Annotated in this window: 16 protein-coding genes; 11 read left to right on the top strand and 5 right to left on the bottom strand. The window is 69.4% G+C overall.

Going from position 1 to position 21,712, the window contains the following annotated elements; translation table 11 throughout:
• Window position 1 precedes the first annotated feature (1 nt).
• From LZ009_RS13760 to LZ009_RS13740, 5 genes are read right to left on the bottom strand one after another with little or no spacing between them, the layout of a single operon-like run.
• Window positions 2-454 (bottom strand): RidA family protein, encoded by a 453-nt coding sequence (locus tag LZ009_RS13760; RefSeq protein ID WP_275698519.1) that lies wholly within the window; start codon window positions 452-454, stop codon window positions 2-4.
• Window positions 455-479: 25 nt separating this feature from the next.
• Complete coding sequence (locus LZ009_RS13755) at window positions 480-1,376, bottom strand: transglutaminase family protein (RefSeq protein WP_275698518.1); 897 nt, start codon at window positions 1,374-1,376, stop codon at window positions 480-482.
• 1 nt (window position 1,377) lies between these two features.
• A complete protein-coding gene (locus LZ009_RS13750) occupies window positions 1,378-3,960 on the bottom strand; it encodes a circularly permuted type 2 ATP-grasp protein (protein WP_275698517.1) in 2,583 nt (860 codons plus the stop codon).
• A 21-nt stretch (window positions 3,961-3,981) separates the two neighbouring features.
• The gene (locus LZ009_RS13745; protein WP_275698516.1) at window positions 3,982-4,749 is read right to left on the bottom strand and encodes a metallophosphoesterase; all 768 of its coding nucleotides are present in this window, start codon (window positions 4,747-4,749) and stop codon (window positions 3,982-3,984) included.
• Between the two features lie 9 nt (window positions 4,750-4,758).
• Window positions 4,759-8,166 carry a transglutaminase family protein gene (locus tag LZ009_RS13740; protein WP_275698515.1) on the bottom strand — a complete coding sequence of 1,136 codons (3,408 nt, stop codon included), beginning with the start codon at window positions 8,164-8,166 and terminating at the stop codon, window positions 4,759-4,761.
• A 380-nt stretch (window positions 8,167-8,546) separates the two neighbouring features.
• Between LZ009_RS13740 and LZ009_RS13735 the strand changes: the two genes are divergently transcribed.
• The 11 genes from LZ009_RS13735 to LZ009_RS13685 all read left to right on the top strand — a co-directional run bounded on the left by LZ009_RS13735 (window position 8,547) and on the right by LZ009_RS13685 (window position 21,710).
• Complete coding sequence (locus tag LZ009_RS13735) at window positions 8,547-10,028, top strand: protein kinase domain-containing protein (protein ID WP_275698514.1); 1,482 nt, start codon at window positions 8,547-8,549, stop codon at window positions 10,026-10,028.
• Entirely contained in the window at window positions 10,028-10,939 is a 912-nt protein-coding gene (locus LZ009_RS13730; protein WP_275698513.1) for a serine/threonine-protein kinase, read from the top strand. Before LZ009_RS13735 ends, LZ009_RS13730 begins: the two co-directional genes overlap by 1 nt.
• Window positions 10,936-11,820 (top strand): response regulator, encoded by an 885-nt coding sequence (locus tag LZ009_RS13725; protein ID WP_275698512.1) that lies wholly within the window; start codon window positions 10,936-10,938, stop codon window positions 11,818-11,820. The genes LZ009_RS13730 and LZ009_RS13725 overlap by 4 nt, the downstream gene beginning before the upstream one ends.
• Before the next feature lies 1 nt (window position 11,821).
• Complete coding sequence (locus LZ009_RS13720; protein ID WP_275698511.1) at window positions 11,822-12,184, top strand: response regulator; 363 nt, start codon at window positions 11,822-11,824, stop codon at window positions 12,182-12,184.
• A 13-nt stretch (window positions 12,185-12,197) separates the two neighbouring features.
• Entirely contained in the window at window positions 12,198-14,480 is a 2,283-nt protein-coding gene (locus LZ009_RS13715) for a chemotaxis protein CheA (RefSeq protein ID WP_275698510.1), read from the top strand.
• A 236-nt stretch (window positions 14,481-14,716) separates the two neighbouring features.
• A complete protein-coding gene (locus LZ009_RS13710; RefSeq protein WP_275698509.1) occupies window positions 14,717-16,429 on the top strand; it encodes a methyl-accepting chemotaxis protein in 1,713 nt (570 codons plus the stop codon).
• A 269-nt stretch (window positions 16,430-16,698) separates the two neighbouring features.
• A complete protein-coding gene (locus tag LZ009_RS13705; RefSeq protein ID WP_275698508.1) occupies window positions 16,699-17,193 on the top strand; it encodes a chemotaxis protein CheW in 495 nt (164 codons plus the stop codon).
• A 35-nt stretch (window positions 17,194-17,228) separates the two neighbouring features.
• Window positions 17,229-18,569, top strand: a complete 1,341-nt coding sequence (locus tag LZ009_RS13700; protein ID WP_275698507.1) for a methyl-accepting chemotaxis protein — start codon at window positions 17,229-17,231, stop codon at window positions 18,567-18,569.
• Window positions 18,570-18,579: 10 nt separating this feature from the next.
• The gene (locus LZ009_RS13695) at window positions 18,580-19,050 is read left to right on the top strand and encodes a cache domain-containing protein (protein ID WP_275698506.1); all 471 of its coding nucleotides are present in this window, start codon (window positions 18,580-18,582) and stop codon (window positions 19,048-19,050) included.
• Window positions 19,051-19,137: 87 nt separating this feature from the next.
• Window positions 19,138-20,829, top strand: a complete 1,692-nt coding sequence (locus LZ009_RS13690; RefSeq protein ID WP_275698505.1) for a methyl-accepting chemotaxis protein — start codon at window positions 19,138-19,140, stop codon at window positions 20,827-20,829.
• Window positions 20,830-20,879: 50 nt separating this feature from the next.
• Complete coding sequence (locus LZ009_RS13685; RefSeq protein ID WP_275698504.1) at window positions 20,880-21,710, top strand: CheR family methyltransferase; 831 nt, start codon at window positions 20,880-20,882, stop codon at window positions 21,708-21,710.
• Window positions 21,711-21,712 lie beyond the last annotated feature (2 nt).

Below are 21,712 nucleotides of genomic sequence, written 5' to 3'. Positions count from 1 at the left end.
CTCAAACCTCCGCGATCAGCTCGATCTCGACGCAGGCCCCCATCGGGATCTGCGCCACGCCGAAGGCGCTGCGGGCATGCGCGCCGGCGTCGCCGAAGACCTGGCCGAGGAGCTCGCTGGCGCCGTTGGTCACCAGGTGCTGCTCGGTGAAGTCGGGCGTGGAGTTGACCAGGCTCATGACCTTGACGATGCGCTTGACCTTGTTCAGGTCGCCCACGGCGGCCTGCAGCGTGCCCATCAGGTCGATAGCGATCGCGCGCGCCGCCTGCTTGCCTTCCTCGGTCTGCATGGTCTTGCCCAGCTGCCCGACCCAGGCCTTGCCGTCCTTCTTGGCGATGTGGCCGGAGAGGAAGACGAGGTTGCCGGTCTTCACGAATGGCACGTAGGCCGCGGCAGGCGTGGCCACCGCGGGCAGGGTGATGTTGAGTTCCTTCAGCTTGTCGTTGACGTTCATGGGGTCTCCTGGGAATCGGATGATTTTAGGGAGCATCCGACTCGGCCGGCGTGACCGTCACCGCCACCCGCAGCGAATGGTGGGTGCCGCCGTGGATCACGCCGCGGATCGGCGAGACGTCGGAGAAGTCGCGGCCGGTGGCGAGCGTCACGTAGTCCTCGCCGGGCGTGCGGTCGTTGGTCGGGTCGAGGTCGGCCCAGGTGCCTTGGCCGGCTTCGGCGCCCGGCAGCCACACCGACACCCAGGCATGCGAGGCATCGCTGCCCACCAGCCGCGGCATGCCCGGCGGCGGCTCGGTCAGCAGGTAGCCGCTGACGTAGCGCGCGGGCAGGCCCAGGCTGCGCAGGCAACCGAGCATGACGTGGGCCAGGTCCTGGCAGACGCCCTTGCGCAGCGCGAGCGCTTCGAGCGCCGGCGTGTTGACGTCGGTCGCGGTCGTCTCGTATTCGAAGTCGGCGTGGATGCGGCCCATCAGGTCGGTGGCGGCTTCCAGCAGCGGACGCCCGGGCTCGAAACAGGCCTGCGCGTAATCGACGAAGGCCGGATCGCGCGGCACGTAGGGAGAGGCGAAGCCGAATTCGGCGGCCGGGTCGTAGTGGCTGCCGCGGTGGTAGCGCATGCGTTCGCGCACGGCGTCCCAGGCGAGGCTGGTGGTGATCGCCGGCGGCGCGCTGGTGGAGACCAGGCTTTCCGACTGCACGCGCAGGCCGTCGTGCATCACCTGCAGGCTGAAGAAGGCGCGGGTGTTGCCGTAGACGTCGATGGTTTCCATCTGCTGCGCCGGCAGCGGGTCGATGGTCAGGCGGTGGTTCAGGAGCTGCTGGCGCGCATTGTTGGCGGGCTTGAGGTGCGCCATGTGCTGTGCCGTGCGCACCGCGGGCGCGTAGTCGTAAGCGGTCTCGTGCAGTACGTGCAGCAGCATGTCAGGCCCCCACCGAGTAGCGGCCGTCGCCGGCGTGCGCGAAGTAGCGCGCGGTGAGGTCGTCGGACAGGCGATAGGACGCGTCCACGCACTGCTGCAGCACCTCGAGCAGCGCGCCGTAGCTGCCGTCTTCCTCGCGCTGGCACAAAGCCTCCAGCGTCCAGGTCTTGGGATTCGGCACCACCATCGCCATCACCGGCATCACGCCCGAGGGCGTGTTGGCCAGCCGCGCGAGGCGGCTGCGCAGCGTCTGCGCCACCCAGCCCAGCGAGCGTGGGTTGTCGCCGTCCAGCACCAGCAGGTCGAGCAGCGCCGGAATGTCGTGCCGCTGCTGGTACTGCGCATGGAAGGTGATGGTGCTGTCGAAGAGCGCCACCACGGCCTCGTAGCCGCCTTCGTCGAACACCGAGCCGGTCTCGAAGGCGCAGGCCAGGGCCTGGGCGAGGAAGCCCAGGCGCTCCAGGTGGCGGCCGGTCGAAAGCAGGCGCCAGCCGTCGTCGCGCGTCATGCGGTCGGTCTGGGCGCCGGTCATGGCGGCGGTGTGGCCGGACAGCGTCTCCAGCACGCGCAGCGCTTCGACGGTGGCGGAGTCGCGCGCGCCGGGCTCCGCCCAGGCCGCGCAACCGCGCGTGAACTCCTTGTCGGCGTGCACGATCTGGTTCCACTGCTCCTGCGAGAGGCGTTCGCGCACCGCGGCAGCCGCGCTGCGCAGCGCGCACAGGTTGAAGCCGACGCTGGTGCCGGTCTTGGTGTCGCCCAGCGCCGCGACCAGCGAGCGCTCGAACACGCGGCGTGCCTGCGCGGCGGAGGGCACGGCCGGCAGCACCAGGGCGTTGGCCTTGGCCACTTCGCTGATCCAGGCCATGAGCGGCTGCGAGGACTGGTCCTCGCCGTTCAGGCTTTCGATCGCCAGGCGCGCGAGCCGCGCCGTGTTCTCGGTGCGCTCGGTGTAGCGGCCCAGCCAGAAAAGGTTTTCGGCCGCGCGGCTGGTCACCGTGCGGCTTCGATGCGGCGTGTCGACCGAAGGATGTTCGTGGTGCAGCAGGCTGGTGCGGTCGACCTCGCCTTCGGTCATCACCCAGGTGTCGGCGCTGCTGCCGCCGCGCTGCATGGACGCGATCTCGCTGTCGCCTGTGGCGATGCGCGTGAGGCCGCCAGGCAGCACGCGCCAGCCTTGCGCACCATCCGACAGCGCGAAGACGCGCAGGATCAGCGAGCGCGGCGCGATGGCGGGGGCGCCGCCATGCGCGCTGTTCCAGGTCGGCATCTGCGACAGCGGCAGGTAGGCCTGGATGGTGTGCTGCTCGGGGTCGCGCACGATGCGGCCGGCCCATTCGTCGAGTTGCCGCCGCGTGAGCGACTTGCCGAGGACCGCGCCGGCGCCGGCGCCGGCATACGTCGACTTGATTACCTTCTGGCCCACCTGCGGCAGCACGGCCTCCATCGCGGCGCGCTCGCCGCACCACCAGGTGGCCAGCGCCGGCAGCTTCAGTTCTTCGCCCAGGCGGTTGCGGCACAGCGCCGGCAGGAAGCCGAGCAGCGCGGTCGATTCGAGGAAGCCCGAGCCCGGCGCATTGGCGAGCAGCACGTTGCCCGCGCGCACGGCCTGCAGCAGCCCGGGCACGCCCAGGTGCGAGTCGGCGCGCAGCTCCAGGGGGTCGAGAAATTCGTCGTCCAGGCGCTTCAACACGCCATGCACCGGCTCCAGGCCCTTCAACGTCTTCAGGTACAGGCGCTGGTCGCGCACCGTGAGGTCGCTGCCTTCCACCAGGGTCAGGCCCAGGTAGCGCGCCAGGTAGGCGTGTTCGAAGTAGGTCTCGTTGTAGGGGCCGGGCGTGAGCAGCACGATGCGCGGTTCATCGTCGCCGCTGGGGCACAGCGCCGTCATGCTCTCCAGCAGTGCGCGGTAGGCGGCGGCCAGGCGCTGCACCTTGAGTTCGCGAAAGGCCTCGGGGAACAGCCGCGACGTGATCAGCCGGTTCTCCAGCAGGTAGCCCAGCCCCGAAGGCGCCTGCGTGCGTTGCGTGACCACCCACCAGGCCCCGTCGGGGTCGCGCGCCAGGTCGAAGGCGGCGATGTGCAGGCGGCGGCCGCCCGCCACCTTCACGCCGTGCATGGGCCGCAGGTAGCCGGCATGGCCTTGCACCAGCGCGGGCGGCAGCAGGTTGGCTGCCAGCAGCTCCTGCGGCCCGTAGATGTCGTCGAGGATGTGTTCCAGCAACTGCACCCGCTGCAGCACGCCGGCCTCGATCTGCTGCCAGCACGCGGGCGTGAGGATCAGCGGGAACAGGTCCAGCGACCAGGGCCGCTGCGGCCCGCCCGCATCGGCATAGACGTTGTAGGTGATGCCGTTGTCGCGGACCTGCCGCTGCAGGTTGGTGGTGCGCCGGTTCAGGTCGGCGAAGCCTTCGCGGCCCAGGAGCTCGAAGAAGCGTGACCACTCCGGCGTCGGCAGGGCCCCGGCGGGACGCCCCCGCAATTCGTCGTAATGCCCCGCGGCCGCGGGCGCTGCCAGCGCCGCGGCCAGGGCGGCCGGCGTCTCACCGGCCAGGGCGCCGAACAGGGTGTCGTTGGATTGGTCCACGTGGGCGCATTGTTGCACCGCTCAGACCGTGAGCACGAGTCCCGGGTCGAAGCGCGCGTTTTCGTCGACGTCGTTGCGCCGGTAGCCGCGCGGGTTGCAGACGACGCGCGTGCCGTCCACCTCGTAGTCGAAGCTGTCGTGCGTGTGGCCGTGAACCCACAGCGCGACGCGGTCGCGGCCCATCAGGTGCTCGGCCCGCGACACGAAGCAGGCGTTGACCGGCGAGCCCTCGAACCGGGCGTGGATGCTGCGTGGCGACGGCGCGTGGTGCGTGATCACCACCGTCGGCCCGTCGAAAGGCTGGGCCAGCTGCCCTTCCAGCCAGCCGGCGTGGCGCTGGAAGAGGGCGGCCGTGTCGGCGGGCGTCAGCAGCGCGGGACTGTCCTCGCGCACGCGGATGCGCTGGAAGTCGCGCATGAAGCGCGCGGCGGCTGCCTCGGCGTCCTCGCGGCCGGCGCCGCTGCCGAACAGCAGGAAGTCGGTCCACAAGGGCGTGCCCAGGAAGCGCACGCCATCGAGCACCAGCGCGTCGTCATGCAGCAGGTGGACCTGCGTGCCGGCGCACAGCGCGCGCAACTGCGCCACCGTGCCGTCGAGGCTTGCGCCATAGAACTCGTGGTTGCCGGCGACGTAGAGCACCGGCTTGCCGAGACCGCCCGCGAAGGCCACGGCGTCCGCGGGCCGGGCGATGTCGCCGGCCAGGACGACCACGTCAGCGTCGGTGGGCGGCGCCTCGAAGCCCGCCACGCCGAGGTGCAGGTCGGACAGGAGGTGCAGGCGGAGGGCCACGGCGCGAGATCAGGGCCGCCGCAGGTCCAGCGTGAAGGGGAACTCGCGGCTGGCCGGCAGGTTGAACGAGGCGGGCGGCCCCTCCAGCTTGCCGGGCGAGTGGCCCATCCGGAAGAAGCGCGCCATGCGCCGGCTCTCCGCCTCGTACGCGTTCACCGGCAGGGTGACGTAGTTGCGTCCGCCCGGATGCGCGACGTGGTACTGGCAGCCGGCGATCGAGCGCTTCATCCAGGTGTCGACCAGGTCGAAGGTCAGCGGCGCGTGCACGCCGATGGTGGGATGCAGCGCCGACGACGGGTTCCAGGCGCGGTAGCGCACGCCGGCAATGAACTCGCCGGCCACGCCGGTCGATTGCAGCGGCAGCGCGCGGCCGTTGACCGTGACCACGTAGCGGCTCTCGTTCAGGCCACTCAGCTTCACCTCGATGCGTTCCAGCGACGAATCGACGTAGCGCACGGTGCCGCCCGTCGCGCCTTCCTCGCCCATCACGTGCCAGGGTTCCAGCGCGTTGCGCAAGGTCATGTCCATGCCCAGCGCCGCGACTTCGCCGGCCACGGGGAAGCGGAACTCGAAGTGCGGGGCGAACCAGGCGGGATCGATGGCGAAGCCGGCTTGCTTCGTTTCCGCCAGCACGTCCTGCAGGTCCTGCCAGATGAAGTGCGGCAGCAGCCAGCGGTCGTGCAGCTCGGTGCCCCAGCGGGTCACTGGCGCCTGGTAGCTCTCGCGCCAGAAGCGCGCGACCAGCGCGCGCAACAGCAGCTGCTGCACGACGCTCATGCGCGCATGCGGCGGCATCTCGAAGGCGCGCAGCTCCAGCAGGCCGAGCCGGCCGGTGGTGCTGTCCGGCGAGTACATCTTGTCGATGCAGAACTCGCTGCGGTGGGTGTTGCCGGTGACGTCGATCAGGATGTTGCGCAGCGACCGGTCCACCAGCCAGGGCGGCATCGCGTCGCCATGCACCTCGCGCGCCCGACCGATCTCCCGCAGGGCGATCTCCAGCTCGTACAGCTGGTCGTTGCGCGCCTCGTCGACGCGCGGCGCCTGGCTGGTCGGGCCGATGAACATCCCGCTGAAGAGATAACTCAGGCTCGGGTGGTTGTGCCAGTACAGCAGCAGGCTGGCGAGCAGCTCCGGCTTGCGCAGGAAGGGCGAGTCGGCCGGCGTGGCGCCGCCCAGCACGAAGTGGTTGCCGCCGCCGGTGCCGGTGTGGCGGCCGTCGGTCATGAACTTCTCGGCCGAGAGCCGGCACTCGAAGGCCGCCTGGTACAGGAACTCGGTGTGGTCCACCAGTTCGTTCCAGCTGTGCGCCGGGTGGATGTTCACCTCGATCACGCCCGGGTCCGGCGTCACCTGCAGCAGCTTCAGGCGCGGGTCGCGCGGCGGCGGATAGCCTTCCATCACGATCTGCACGCCGAGGTCGGCGGCGGTGGCTTCCACCGCCGCGACGAGCTCCAGGTAGTCTTCCAGCCGCGCCAGCGGCGGCATGAAGACGTAGATCAGGCCGCTCTTTCCGCCATGTTCGCGTTCGGCCTTGGGGCCGTTGGCGCGCTGCGGGTCGCGCACCTCGACGCAGAGCGCGCTGCGGGTGAGCCAGTCCGCGGATTCCTTGCGCTCCGGCATGCGGGTTGTCGTCGCGTCCTGGAAGATGCGCAGCGCCTCGGTGCGCTGCACCGCCGCGGCCTGCATGGGTCGGCCGGTCGCGGCATCGAAGGCCGGCAGCGGCCCGACCGGCGCCATCGGATCGCGCTCCACCAGGTAGGGATAGTCGCCCTTGCTCACCCAGGGCAGGCTGTCCAGCGGCAGGCGGTAGCCCATCGGCGAGTCGCCGGGGATCAGGTACATGCGGTCGTCGCGGAAGAACCAGCGGCCGGTGATCCAGCCCTGGCCTTCCAGCCCCGGGTTGTCCTGCCCCATGGGCTTGAGCGGCAGCATGTAGCCGACGGGCGTGTCCAGCTTCTGCTCGAACACGCGGCGCAGGCGCACGCGCTCGAGTTCGTCGTCCAGCCGCGAATCGAAGGGATCGACGTTCACGGGCAGCTTGCGTTCGCGCCACAGGTAATAGAAGACGTCCTCGTAGCCCGCCTGCACGTACTGGTCGGTCACGCCCAGGCGGCCGGCCAGGCGCTGGATGAAGCGTTGGGCATCTTGCGCGGTGTAGCGCGCCGGATTGCGTTCATCGGCAAAGAGCGCCGGGTTGCGCCAGCATGGCTGGCCATCGGCGCGCCAGCAGATCGACAGGGCCCAGCGCGGCAACTGCTCGCCGGGGTACCACTTGCCCTGGCCGAAGTGCAGGAAGCCGCCCTGGCCGTATTCGTCGCGCAGCTTGTGCACCAGCGCCGTCGCGTAGCCGCGCTTGGTGGGGCCGAGGGCGTCGGTGTTCCATTCGCCGGCATCCCGGTCGGACACCGCGACGAAGGTCGGCTCGCCGCCCATGGTCAGGCGCACGTCGCCGGCCTGCAGTTCGCGGTCGACCTGCGCGCCCAGCGCCAGCACCTCGCTCCACTGCTCCTCGGTGTAGGGCTTGGTGACCCGCGGCGACTCGTGGATGCGCGTCACCTGCATGTGGTGCGCGAACTCGACTTCGGCTTCGTCGACCAGGCCTTCGATGGGCGCGGCGCCCGAAGGCTGCGGCGTGCAGGCCAGCGGGATGTGGCCTTCGCCGGCCAGCAGGCCCGAAGTTGGATCGAGGCCGACCCAGCCGGCGCCGGGCAGGTAGACCTCGCACCAGGCGTGCAGGTCGGTGAAGTCGACCTCCGTGCCGCTCGGGCCGTCGAGCGCCTTCACGTCGGGCGCGAGCTGGATCAGGTAGCCGGAGACGAAGCGGGCGGCCAGGCCCAGGCGGCGCATCAGCTGCACCAGCAGCCAGCCCGAGTCGCGGCAGGAGCCGCTGGCGAGTTCCAGCGTCTGCTCGGGCGTCTGCACGCCGGGCTCCATGCGGATCAGGTACTTCACGTCGTGCTGCAGCTGCTGGTTCAGGGCGACGAGGAAGTCGATGGTCGCCCGCGGCTTGCGGTCGATCTTCTCCAGGTAGGCCTTCACCAGCGGGGTCAGCGGTTCCGTCGCCAGGTAGGGCGCCAGCTCCTGGGCGACGACGGGCTCGTACTCGAAGGGAAATTTCTCGGCGCTCGGCTCCAGGAAGAAGTCGAAGGGGTTGTAGACCGCCATCTCGACCACCAGGTCGACGGTCACCTTGAATTCGGTGGTCGGCTCGGGGAAGACCAGGCGTGCCTGGAAGTTGGCGAACGGGTCCTGCTGCCAGTTGATGAAGTGCCTGGCCGGTTCGACCCGCAGCGAATACGAGATGACTTTGCTGCGGCAATGGGGCGCGGGGCGCAGCCGCACCACTTGCGGCCCCAGGGTCACCGGCCTGTCGTAACGGTAGTGGGTGACGTGGTTCAGGGCGGCGTGGATGGACATAGCAGGGCATCGTAGCAATAGGTGCGCCAGTGCAGGGGCGCCGCCGGCGGCATCTCGGCGGCGCGGAGCCGGGCGCAACATCCCCACAAGGCGAACCGTTCGTAACGGCGCTGGCGCCATCGGTCCATGGTCGTGTTGCATCGGCGCGTCTCGTCCCTTACGGTCGGGTCCTTCGTGAATTAGTTAGCGCCCCACTACTTGTTACCAAATGCAGCACTGCTGTATGCTGTAACCAAATGCGACAACCTGTCGAAGCCCGTTCCCAAGCAGAAGCGCCCGCCGCGCCGCGGATGGGCGACTTTGCGCCATCCACGATGCTGGGTGGCGGCGTGGACAGCGCCGCCGGCGGCACGTGCGTGGCTACGTTTCTTTACGCCCGGATGCACCAATTCAGTGCGGTGTGCCAGGCGCTGAGCGCCGAAGATGCCGCCGCCTTCGTCACCGAGGTCCGCCGCCTGCTCACCGAGGCCGTGACCAAGCTCGGGGGCGAGGTGGCCCAGCGCCGGCCCGATTCGATCCTGGCGGTGTTCGCCAACAAGCCGGACGACAAGAAACCCAATCACGCCCAGCGCGGCCTGCACGCCGCCATCCTGGCCGTGCACGAAGCGGTGCAGCTGGCGCAAGGCATGGCCGCACGGCCCCAGTTCGCCGGCAACCCCATCCCGACGCTGGCGGTCGGCGTCCACCTGGGCGCGGCCGAAGTGGCCAAGCGCAACGGCGGCGGCACCGGCAGCGGCACCGTCACGGCCATCGGCGAAGCCGTCGAAGTGGCGCGCCTGCTCGAAGTGACGGCCACCGACCTGGGCTGGAGCGTCGCGACTTCCGCCGGCACGCGCCTGGCGTCGGCTGGCCGCGCCGATGGCGGCCGCATCGGCTCCGTGGCCCTGCCGGACAACAGCTTCATCGACGTCGTCGAAGTCACCGGCCTCGTGCCGCGCAAGGGCTCCAGCACGCCGCCGCGCGTGTTCGAGCTGCTGCGCGAATCGCTGGTGACCAACCAGATTTCGCGCAAGCGCATCGCCTCCCCGGCCCCGGCCAGCCCCGCAGCCGCGGCTGCCGCGGGCGGTCATTTCCTGATCGAAGGCTACAAGGTCGTGCGCCAGATCGGCGAGGGCGGCATGGCCACCATCTTCCTCGCCCAGCATGCCGACGGCGGCCCCCCGCAGGTGCTGAAGGTCATGCGCATGGACCGCGCGGTGGAGGCCGACGGCCTGCAGCGCTTCATCCAGGAATACGCGCTGCTGGCGCAGGTGCAGCACCCGAACGTGGCGCGCATCTTCAAGCAGGATTTCTCGATCGCCCATGCCTACATCGCGATGGAGTACTTCCCGCGCGGCGACCTGCGCGCGCGCATGAAGGCCGGCCCCATCGATTCCGCCACCGCGCTGCAATACATCAAGCAGACCGCGGCCGGCCTCGGCGCGATCCACCAGGTGGGCATCGTGCACCGCGACCTCAAGCCCGACAACCTGATGCTGCGCCAGGACGGCACGCTGGCGCTGGCCGACTTCGGCATCGCCAAGCAGGTGTCGATGAAGATCACCGACACCGGCGACGGCGACATCGTCGGCACGCCTTACTACCTGAGCCCGGAGCAGGCGCTCGGCCAGACGGTCGACGCCCGCTGCGACATGTACAGCCTGGGCGTGCTGGCGCACGAACTGCTCACCGGCCGCAAGCCCTATCTCGCGAGCTCCGCGCAGGAACTGCTCAACATGCACATCAACGCACCGGTGCCCTTGCTGCCGCCGGATCTCGCGCACCTGCAGGCGGTGCTGGAAGGACTGATGGCGAAGGACCGCGAACAGCGCTACCCCACGGCGCAGACGCTGCTGGACGACCTCGCGCGGATGGGCCTCTGATGCGCGTCCACGGCTTCTCCCATACCGGCACCGACTGGGCCGCGATCACTGCGGCCGGTGTCGCCGCCGAATCCATCGAGGGCAACGTGCAGCCGGCGATCGGCGGCTATCGCCTCAGCCGCCGCATCGGCGAGGGCCGGCGCTCCGTCGTCTGGCTGGCGCAGGGCCGGCAAGGACCGGTGGCGCTGAAGCTGGTGGACCGCAGCGCGGCGACCGCGCTCGCCCACGAATACGAAACCGCGGCCTTCTTCGCGCACCCCCACATCGTGAAGGTGCTGGACCAGGGCCGCGCGGGCAGCATGGCCTACCTGGCGATGGAATACGCCGCCGGCGGTTCGCTGGCCGGCCACCTGGGTCGCGCACTGGAGCCGCGCAAGGTGCTGGCGCTGGTGCACCAGGCCGCGCTGGGCCTCAAGCGCCTGCACGACGCCAATTGCGTGCACCGCGACCTGAAGCCCGCCAACTTCCTGCTGCGCGCCGACGGCACGCTGCTGCTGGCCGACTTCGATCTCGTGACCGCCGCCGGCGCGCGCGACCCCGCGGCGCGTCCCGGCGCGCTCTTCGGCACGCCGCGCTACGTGGCGCCTGAGCAGCTCGAAGGCGCCCCCGCGCAGCCGGCCGCCGACATCTACAGCCTGGGCGTGCTGATGTACGAACTGCTGGCCGGTCGCCCGCCTTTTCGCGGCGAAACCTTGATGGAGGTGCTGTCGCAGCACCTGGTGGCCGCGGTGCCGCCGCTGCCGCCTTCGTTGGCGGCGCTGCAGCCGCTGGCCGACGCGATGCTGGCCAAGGACGCCACGCGGCGCCTGCCCGATGCAAATGCCGTCCTGGAACGGACGGCAGCCCTGGTGGGAGCCTCCGTCCCGCCCGTGACCCCCGCCGGCCCATCCGGCAAGAGGTGGACCCCGTGAACCTGAATGAACAGTACCTGGTCGACGTGATCGGCTTCAACCCGGTGGAGCGCTCGATGCTGGCCAGCATCTTCGCGCTGGCCTCCCGGCGCGACCCCGGCTTCGTGCAGTACGACCCCGCGACCACTGCCAGTGGCACCGCCGACATCTACCTCGTGGATGCGGACAACACGGAGGCCTTGAACGAATTCCGCATGCTGAGCAAGCGGTCCAACCTTCCTGCCGTGATGGTGGGCGCCGCGCCGGAGGACCTCGGCTTCCCCGTGCTCGCCCGCCCGCTGCAATGGGCCCGCCTGCTGCAGGCGCTGGAGGACACCGTGGCGTCCGCCGCCGGCACCGCCGCGCGCAAGGACGACGAAGGCACGCTGCCCCTGGGCCGCAGCGCCACCACGCCGGGCACGAGCCGCTCGCAGACCAGCGGCGGCAGCACCGCCGCCGGCGGCGCCGAGGATCCCGCGGCCGCGAAGAAGCGCGCCCTGGGCGACACCGTGCTCGTCGTGGACGACAACGCCACGGTGCGCATGTTCATGAAGGCCAAGCTGGCGCCCTTCAACTTCGAGGTCGATTTCGCCGAGACCGGCGAAGAGGCCGTGGGCCTGACCGGCAGCCGCGAGTACACCTGCGTGTTCCTCGACGTGGTGTTGCCCGGCATCGACGGCTACCAGGTCTGCAAGCTGATCAAGGCCAACAAGCAGGCGATCAAGAAGACCGCGGTGGTCATGCTCACCAGCCGCAGCTCGCCCTTCGACAAGCTGCGCGGCTCGCTCGCCGGCTGCGACGAGTACCTGACCAAACCCCTCGACGAGGACCGCCTGCTGGAGGTCATCGCCAAATTCCTACCCAGCAGCCGCAAGCGCGAACGTTCACGGAGCAAGCAATAACATGGGCAAATCTATCCTGGTCGTGGACGACACGCGCTCGATGCGCGCGATGGTCGCCGCCGTGCTGGAGGGCGCGGGCTACGAGGTGGCGCAGGCGGGCGACGGGCTCGAGGCGCTGGAACTGGCGCGCAACCGCGTGTTCGACCTGGTCGTCACCGACCACAACATGCCGCGCATGGACGGCGTGACGCTGGTGCGCGAACTGCGCAGCCTGCCGAACTACGATCCCGTGGCGCTGATCGTGCTGTCCACCGAGGCCGGCACCGAGCTGAAGCAGAAGGGCCGCGAGGCCGGCGCCACCGGCTGGATGGCCAAGCCCTTCGATCCCCAGCGCATGCTGGACATCGTCGGCAAGTTCATCTGACCGCGAGCGCGCCATGTTCCAGCCCACCAACGCATTCGGCGACCCGGGTGCCTTCCGCACCATCTTCTTCGAGGAGGCGCAGGAACACCTGGCCAACGTCGAGGCGATCCTGCTGCGGATGGACATCGACGCGCCGCACCCCGACGACCTGAACGGGATCTTCCGCGCCGTGCACTCCATCAAGGGCAGCGCGGCGATGCTGGGCTACAACGAGATGGCGGCGCTCACCCACCTGCAGGAAAACCTGCTGGACCTGCTGCGCAAGGACGAACGCCCGATCGACGGCGACGACATCGAGGCCATGCTGAAGGCGGGCGACGTGCTGCGTTCGCAGGTGATGCACCACCGCGGCCAGCTGGCCGAGGCGCCCGATGCGTCGGCGGTCGAAGCGCTGCTGCGCGAACGCGTCGCGCAGCCTTCGAGCGATGCGCGCGGCGGCAAGTCGGGACCGGTGCAGCGCAGCTTCCGCGTGGCGCTCGGCCCGCTGGAAGCGGCGATCGACGACGCCGAACTGGAAATGATGCTGGGCGGCCTGTCCGAGATGGGCACCATCACCAGCAGCGAGGTGGACAACCGCGCGGGCGGCTCGGTGCGCTTCGACCTGCTGCTCGAAGGCGCGGCCGCCGACCTGCAAAGCGTGCTGGCGCTGGTGGTCGCGCCCGAGCTCGTGTCCATCGAGACGCTGGCCGCGGCGCAGGAAGCCGCACCGGCGGCCCCGGCCGTGCCGGAAGTGCAGGCTGCGACGCCGTCCGTGGCGGCCGCCATCGAGGACGACGAGTTCTTCGTCGATCCCGCCGAATTCAAGCGCAAGGCGCAGGAAGCGACCGCGGCCGCGATGGCCGCGGCGGAGCAGGAGTCGGTCGACGAGGCCGGCGGCGACGACGGCGTCGACCTGTTCGTGCGCCCGGAAGAATTCAAGAAGGTAGCGGCCGTCAATGCAGCGATTGCCGCCGACGAGGGTGTGGACCTGTTCGTCACCCCGCACGAGTTCCACAAGGCGCGTACGCTGCCGCCGAAAGCAATGACCGCGGTCGCCGGACCTGCCGCGGCCGCGCCGGTTACGGCCACTGCCATCAACGCAGCAGTGGCAGCCACGGCGGCGCCGCACGACACCACCTTCATCCGCGTCGCCACCGAGAAGATCGACCTGCTGGTGAACCTGGTCGGCGAGCTCGTGATCACCGAGGCCATGCTGGCGCGCCAGGGCGCGCTCGCCGAGGCCGAGGGCGGCGACATCCGCTATGCCGGCAGCAACGGCCTGGCCGACCTGTCGCGCCACACGCGCAACCTGCAGGAGGCCGTGCTGGCCATCCGCATGCTGCCCATCTCCAACGTGTTCTCGCGCTTCCCGCGCCTGGTGCACGAGCTGTCGGGCCGCCTGGGCAAGCAGGTCGAACTGAAACTGGTCGGTGAAACGACCGAACTGGATCGGGGCCTGATCGAGAAGATCTCCGACCCCTTGACGCACCTCGTGCGCAACGCCATTGACCATGGGCTGGAGCGACCGGAAGTCCGGATCGCAGCCGGGAAACCGGCCGTGGGCACCGTCACCCTGCGCGCCAGCCAGCGCGGGGGGAACATCGTCATCGAGGTCAGCGACGACGGCCGCGGCCTGGACCGCGAGCGCATCCTGGCGAGCGCCGCGCGGCGCGGCACCGTCCTGCCGCACGATGCGCCCGATGCCGAAGTCTGGGCGCTGATCTTCGAAGCCGGCTTCTCGACCGCGGAAACGGTGACCGAGGTGTCCGGCCGCGGGGTCGGCATGGACGTGGTCAAGCGCAACATCCAGGCGCTGAGCGGCACCATCGACATCACCTCGCAGCCCGGCCAGGGCACGCGGGTCATGGTCAGCGTTCCCCTCACGCTGGCCATCATGGAAGCGATGACCGTGGCCGTGGGCAGCGAGACCTACGTGCTGCCGCTGGCCAGCGTGGTGGAGTCGCTGAGCGTGGTGCCCAAGGACATGCATGCGCTGCCGGGGCAGGGCGACACGCTGCGCGTGCGCGACGAGTACCTCCCGGTCATGCACCTGGGCAAGCTGTTCCCGCCGCAGCGTCCGCGCGAGCAGGCCGGTGGCATCGCCGTGATCGTCGAGACCGACGGCAGCAATGCGGCCCTGATCGTCGACGAGCTGGTCGGCCAGCAGCAGGTGGTGGTCAAGAGCCTGGAGACCAACTTCCGCCGCGTGCCGGGCCTCGCAGGCGCCACGGTGATGGGCGACGGCTCGGTCGCCCTGATCGTCGACGTCGCCCACCTGGTGCGGCTGTCGGGGCGCGACGAAGCCATGCTGCACTGACGCGGGCTCGCACCGGCGCGGCCGGCGCGTGCGCGGGAACTTCCCGTCGCCGCGCCGGCTGTTTCATTTGCGCCGCGTTGCTCGCCGAGACCGTGCCTTCAAATCCGAAATGAGGCCAAAAGGCGCACAACTTCACGGAAAGCCAATCCACACGATTGGTAACGCCTTGATACAAAGGGTTTTGCTGGGCATTCTTGGCCTGTCGGGTAAGCAATTCCCCTAATGCGAGTGGAAACATGAAGAACCTGCGAATCGGCGTGCAACTGGCCATCGGCTTCGGTGCCATGGTCCTCCTGGTGCTCCTGAGTGGCGTGATGATCTGGATGGAGACCCACCAGTCCGAGCGCCGCGCGCAGGCGGCGCGCCAGTCCACGAGCGCCGCGGTCGCCCTGGCCGATGCGCAGAGCGCGCTGTGGCAGTTGCGGTACGGCTTTCCGCAGTTCATGGTGGGCGACGAGGCCGGCCGCCGCAAGATCGTCCAGGACGAGCCGAAGTTCTACGCCGAGATCGCCAAGGCGTTCGAGGCCTACCTGGCCACCAACCCCAGCGCGGCGGAGCGGCAGTCGCTGCAGGCCCTGCAGGACGCCTACGCCAGGTACATCGCGGCCCGCCCCAAGTGGTTCGAGCTCTATGGCGCCGGCAAGCTGGACGAAGCCAAGGAATGGCGCGCCGCCACCACCACGCCGTTCGGTGCGGCCACCGTCAAGGCCTTCGGCGAGCAGATCGACCTGCAGCAGAAGGTGAGCGCGGAGAACCACGCCGCTGCCCTGGCCGAACTGAAGGCGACGCGCGGCTGGATGCTCGTGCTGGCGCTGGGCGCCGTCGGCGTCGGCGTCCTGCTCGCCTGGGCCATCACGCGCTCGGTGACGCGGCCGGTGCACGAAGCCGTCGCGGTCGCGCAGCAGGTGGCTGCGGGCGACCTGGAGGTGCGCATCGACGCACGGGGCAACAACGAGACGGCGCAACTGCTGCGCACGCTGGCGACCATGGCCGAGGGCCTGCGCAAGCTGGTGGGCGACGTCGCCAACGGCGCCCGCACCGTGGCCGACACGAGCACCCAGATCGCGCAGGGCAACCTGGATCTGTCGCAGCGCACCGAGGAACAGGCCTCGACGCTGGAGGAAACCGCCAGCTCGATGGAGGAACTGACGTCCACCGTGACGCAGAACGCGAACAACGCCCGGCAAGCCAGCCAGCTGGCCGTGGGCGCCTCGGAAGTGGCGCGCAAGGGCGGCGAGGTGGTCGGCCAGGTGGTGAGCACCATGACCGGCATCTCGGACTCGTCGAAGAAGATCGCCGACATCATCGGCGTGATCGACGGCATCGCCTTCCAGACCAACATCCTCGCGCTGAACGCCGCGGTGGAAGCCGCGCGTGCCGGCGAACAGGGCCGGGGCTTTGCCGTGGTCGCTGCCGAAGTGCGCAACCTGGCCCAGCGCAGTGCCGCGGCCGCCAAGGAAATCAAGGAGCTGATCGGCGACTCGGTGGGCAAGGTCGATGCGGGCACCAAGCTGGTGGACGCCGCCGGCCACACCATGGAGGAGATCGTCGCCTCGGTGAAGAAGGTGAGCGACCTGATCGCGGAGATCGCCGCGGCGAGCCAGGAGCAGAGCACCGGCATCGAACAGGTCAACAAGGCGGTGGCGCAGATGGACCAGGTGGTGCAGCAGAACGCCTCGCTGGTCGAAGAGGCGTCCGCCGCCACGGAGTCGATGAACGAACAGGCCGGCGTGCTGCTGCAGATGGTGGCGCGCTTCAAGCTCGGTGGCGTGACCCCCGCGCGGCAGGCGCCGCAATGGGCGCAGCCCGCGCCGGCCGTCCCGGTGCCGGCTCCCGCCGCCCCGGCCCCGATTCGCGTGCAGACGGTGGCCAGTCTCCCGCCGGCCTATGCCGACGTGCTCGACCGCGCCAAGGCCGGCTCCGGCAACGGAGCGTGGAAAGAATTCTGAAGTTTCTCCTCGGTGGATTCGGGCGGCCTCGAGCCGCCCGTTTTTTTTGCCTGGCAAGGCGTGGCGTAGGTGCGACAAACGGGGCCGCCGTCCATGGTGCCAGCCGGTCCTTCCATCGGGGCAAGGCGAACTTTTCGACGCAGACCCGCAAAATTTGACAAGAGCCACGTTGTAACAAAGTTTTTCGATTGCAACAGATGTGAGGGCGTGGCATTCTCAGCCGAACAGCAGAACGAATGGAGCGAGCGATGCAGGAACGGGTGCAAACGATGGCCGGGATCGGTGGCAAGGCCAAGGCGGCGGACAGCCACGCCAGCGAGTTCCTGACCTTCCGCCTCGGCGAGGAGAGCTACGGCATCGAGATCCTGAAGGTGCAGGAGATCCGCGGTTACGAAACGCCCACCTCGATCGCCAACGCGCCGGCCTTCATCAAGGGCGTGATCAACCTGCGCGGCGTGATCGTCCCCATCCTCGACCTGCGCATCAAGTTCAAGCTGGGCCAGGTCAGCTACGACGAATTCACCGTCGCCATCATCCTGAACATCGCCGGCCGCGTGGTCGGCGTCGTGGTCGATGCCGTGTCCGACGTGCTGACCCTGTCGTCGGAAGCGATCCGCCCGACGCCGGAGTTCGCCTCCGCGACCTTCGACACCAAGTACATCACCGGCCTGGGCACCGTCGACGAGCAGATGATCATCCTGCTCGACATCGAGAAGCTGATGACGGGCGCCGACATGGCGCTGGTCGACGGCTCGGTGCACTGAGCGTCGGCTCCCGGTTCCCCACGGAGATCCAGGCGATGCCAGGCGAAGCCCAACGCAAGCCCCGGCGCAGCGCGCGCGGGCCGCTGCGCCGCCTCGAGGACCTGCTGCGCCTGGTCACGATCCGCGAGCGCCTGATCATCACCTTCGTGATCCTGCTGCTGCTGACGCTGGCCATCGCCGCCGTCGGCGTGTTCCAGATGCAGGCCATCGAGCAGGCGGGCGGCGCGGCCGGCGGCACGGCCCGCGGCATCCGCATGCTGGCGATCGCCTGCGTGGTCGGCGCCGGCATCCAGTTCTCCTTCTGCTACCTCGTGGTGGCGTCCATCGTGCGGCCCGTGAAGGTCGCCATGAAGAGCGCGCGCCGGGTCGGCAGCGGCGACCTGTCGGTGGAACTGGTGCCGGACGGCCGCGACGAGGTCACGCAGCTGTACCGCGGCCTCAACGAAATGACGCAGAACCTGCGCCTGCTGGTCGGCGAGGTCGTGGGCGGCGCCCGCAGCGTGGCCGACACCAGCGGCCAGATCGCGCAAGGCAACCTCGACCTGTCGCAGCGCACCGAGGAGCAGGCGTCGACGCTGGAGGAAACGGCCAGCTCGATGGAGCAGCTCACCAGCACCGTCACGCAGAACGCCGACGTCGCCCGCCAGGCGAGCCAGCTGGCCGTCACGGCGTCCGAAGTCGCGCGCAAGGGCGGCGAGATGGTGGAGCAGGTCGTCAGCACCATGGACGGCATCTCCGATGCGTCCAAGAAGATCGCCGACATCATCGGCGTGATCGACGGCATCGCCTTCCAGACCAACATCCTCGCCCTGAATGCGGCCGTGGAAGCGGCGCGCGCCGGCGAGCAGGGCCGCGGCTTCGCGGTGGTGGCCGCCGAGGTGCGCAACCTCGCCCAGCGCAGCGCCGCCGCCGCCAAGGAAATCAAGGGCCTGATCCAGGCCTCCGTGCAGCGCGTGGAAGCGGGCGGCCAGCAGGTCGACGCGGCCGGCCACACCATGGTCGACGTCGTGCTGTCGGTCAAGAAGGTCAGCGACCTGATCGAGGAAATCGCCGCCGCCAGCCTGGAGCAGAGCGCCGGCATCGGCCAGGTCAACAGCGCCATCAGCCAGATGGACCGCGTGGTGCAGCAGAACGCCGCACTGGTCGAAGAAGCCACCGCCGCCACCGAATCGATGCGCGAGCAGGCCGACGGCCTGCTGCGCCTGGTGGCGCGTTTCGAACTGGGCGCGCAAGCGGCCAGCCCTTCCGTGCCGCAGCCGAACCGGGTGCGGCCGGTGTCCCCGCCGACGCCGGCCCTGCCGGCGCGGATGCACGGCTCCGACCGCGCACGCCTGCAAGGCGCGTGGACGGAATTCCCAGTCCATTCACCACGTTGAGGAGATCGAGATGAACAAGAGCATGAAATTCGCCGCCGCCATCGTTGCGGGCGCCGCCCTGGTCACGTCGGCGCTCGCCGCCGAAGAAAAGCGCGTGACGCCGAAGGAAGCCGAAGCCATGGTCAAGAAGGGCGTCGCCTACATCAAGGCGAACCCGCGCGACAAGGCGATGGCCGACATCACCAACAAGACCGGCCAGTTCGTCGACCGCGAGCTGTACCTCACGGTCTACAAGCCGGACGGCACCGCGCTGGCGCACGGCGCCAACGAGAAGTTCGTGGGCAAGAACATGATCGACCTGCGCGACGGCGACGGCAAGGAGCACATCCGCGAGCGCATGGAACTGGCGAAGACCAAGTCCACGTTCTGGCAGGACTTCAAGTTCGTCAACCCGGTGAACAAGAAGCTCGAGCCGAAGCAGATGTACTGCGAGAAGGCCGACGAGCTGATCGTCTGCGGCGGCATCTACAAGCCGGCCTGAACGGCCGCGCGGTTTCCTGAATAGAACGAGGCAGGGGGCGCAGCAGTTCGCGCACCCCTTCCCGCACCACCCGTTTGGAGAAAAGTCATGAAAGTCTGGCACAAGATCCTCGTCGCGCCCACGGTGGCCATCGCCTTCCTGCTGGCGCTGGGCGGGGTGTCCTATGGGATGCTGACGCGGCAGAACGCGGCGCTCGAGGAACTGGCGCGCGGGCGCATGTCCGCCTTCCAGGTCGCCGCCGACGCATCGCAGGAGATGAGCGAAGTGCACTCGAACGTGTACCGCCTGATCACCTGGATCGCGAACCTGAAGGAAGACCAGATCAAGACCGTGAACGTCGAACAGCGCAAGAAGCTGGACGCCGTCACGAAGTCCCTGGGTGATCTCGCGGCCGCCAACCACCTGACCGCCGCCGAAGGCAAGATGGTGACGGACGTGCTGCCCAAGATCGCCAAGTACCGCAAGCTGATGGACGACGCCATCGACATCAGCTCGATCGACGTGGGCACCGGCGCCATGTCGATGCAGGCGGCCGACATCCAGTTCCAGGCCGTGGTCAAGGAAATGGAAGCGCTGGTCGCGCTCGAGAAAACCCTGGCCCAGGAAAGCTACGACGTCGCCTCGGCCGCCTTCCGCGCCGCGCTGGTGTGGCTGGGCCTGATCGTCGCCGGCGCCGTCGCCGCCGCCGTGGCCATCGCCCTCTTCATGAGCCGCGCCATCGTGCGTCCGCTGCAGGTGGCCATCGGCGCCGCCGACCGCATCGCCGGCGGCGACCTGACCGGCGACATCCGCGTGACGACCAGCGACGAGACCGGCCAGCTGCTGCAGGCGCTGGCCACCATGCTGCAGAACCTGCGCGAGCTGGTCGGCCAGGTGTCCGGCGGCGCCCACACGGTGGCCGACACCAGCGCGCAGATCGCCCAGGGCAACCTGGACCTGTCGCAGCGCACCGAGGAACAGGCCTCGACGCTGGAGGAAACCGCCAGCTCGATGGAGGAACTGACTTCCACCGTCACGCAGAACGCCGACAACGCGCGCCAGGCCAGCCAGCTCGCCGTGAACGCCTCCGAAGTCGCGCGCAAGGGCGGCCAGGTGGTGGGCCAAGTGGTGAGCACCATGACCGGCATCTCGGATTCGTCGAAGAAGATCGCCGACATCATCGGCGTGATCGATGGCATCGCCTTCCAGACCAACATCCTGGCACTGAACGCCGCCGTCGAAGCGGCCCGCGCCGGTGAACAGGGCCGCGGCTTCGCGGTGGTGGCGGCCGAAGTGCGCAGCCTGGCGCAGCGCAGCGCCGCGGCCGCCAAGGAGATCAAGGAACTGATCGGCGACTCGGTGGGCAAGGTCGACGCCGGTACCAAGCTGGTCGATGCCGCCGGCCGGACCATGCAGGAGATCGTGGGCTCGGTGAAGCAGGTGAGCGACCTGATCGCCGAGATCGCCGCGGCCAGCCAGGAACAGAGCACGGGCATCGGCCAGGTCAACACCGCCATCACGCAGATGGACCAGGTGGTGCAGCAGAACGCGTCTCTGGTGGAGGAGGCCACGGCCGCCACCGAGTCGATGAAGGACCAGGCCCGCACCCTGCTGCAGACGGTAGCCCGCTTCAACCTCGGCAACGCCATGGCCACGCCGGTGCAGGAAGTGACCATCCAGCCGATCGTGACGCGCGCGCCGCTGCCGCCGTCGATCAAGGCCCGTCCCAGCGCCAACCTGCCGGCCTACGACAAGGCCGACCGCAAGCTGGTGGGCAACGGCGAGTGGAAGGAATTCTGAGCGTGCAAGCCCGGGGCGCCTCCGCAGCCTCCGCCCTCCAGTCCGCGCCCATGGGGCTGGACGCAGGCGGCGGCGCGGCGGCCATGCTGAACGACCGCGACTTCGCGACGGTGCGCGACCTGATTTCCGGCTACGCCGGCATCAAGCTCAGCCCGCAGAAGCGCAACATGGTCTACAACCGGCTGCTGCGGCGCCTGCGCGCCTGCGGCACCACGAGCTTCGGCGAATACCTGGAACTGGTGCAGGCCCCGCAATCGAGCGAGCGCGAGGCCTTCGTCAACGCGCTCACCACCAACCTCACGGCCTTCTTCCGCGAACCGCATCACTTCGACCTGCTGGCGGAATACGCCCGCGCCCGGGCCGGCCAGCGCCAGCCCCTGCGCGTGTGGAGCAGCGCCTGCTCCACCGGCGAAGAGGTGTGGTCGATCGCGATGGTGCTGCGCGAGGCGGGCTGCGCCGCCGACATCGTCGGCACCGACATCGACACCGAAGTGATCAAGACGGCCACCGGCGGCGTCTACCGCGCCGACCGCGTCGAGGGCATGGCGCCCGAGCGGCTGCGCAAGCACTTGCTGCGCGGCGCCGGCGCCAACGAGGGCCTGGTGAGCGTGCGGCCCGAACTGCGCGCCGGCGTGCGCTTCGGCCAGCTGAACCTGCAGTCGCCCGCGTGGCCGGCGCAGGAGCGCTACGACGTGATCTTCTGCCGCAACGTCGTCATCTATTTCGACCGCGAGTCCCAGAAGCGCCTGCTGGCGCGGCTGGCCGACCTGATCGTCCCCGGCGGCCTGCTGATGGTGGGCCATTCGGAAAGTTTCCCTGCCGCGCATCCCGGCTTCCGGTCCTGCGGCCGCACTGCCTACGAGCGCCTGGCCGGACCCTGAGC

Origin of the sequence: Ramlibacter paludis, assembly GCF_022012305.1 — a bacterium.
In the GTDB taxonomy this organism is placed as follows: Bacteria; Pseudomonadota; Gammaproteobacteria; order Burkholderiales; family Burkholderiaceae_C; genus Ramlibacter; species Ramlibacter paludis.
The sequence above is the reverse complement of the archived record's forward strand: the minus strand, read 5'-3'. Positions and strand labels throughout refer to the sequence as shown.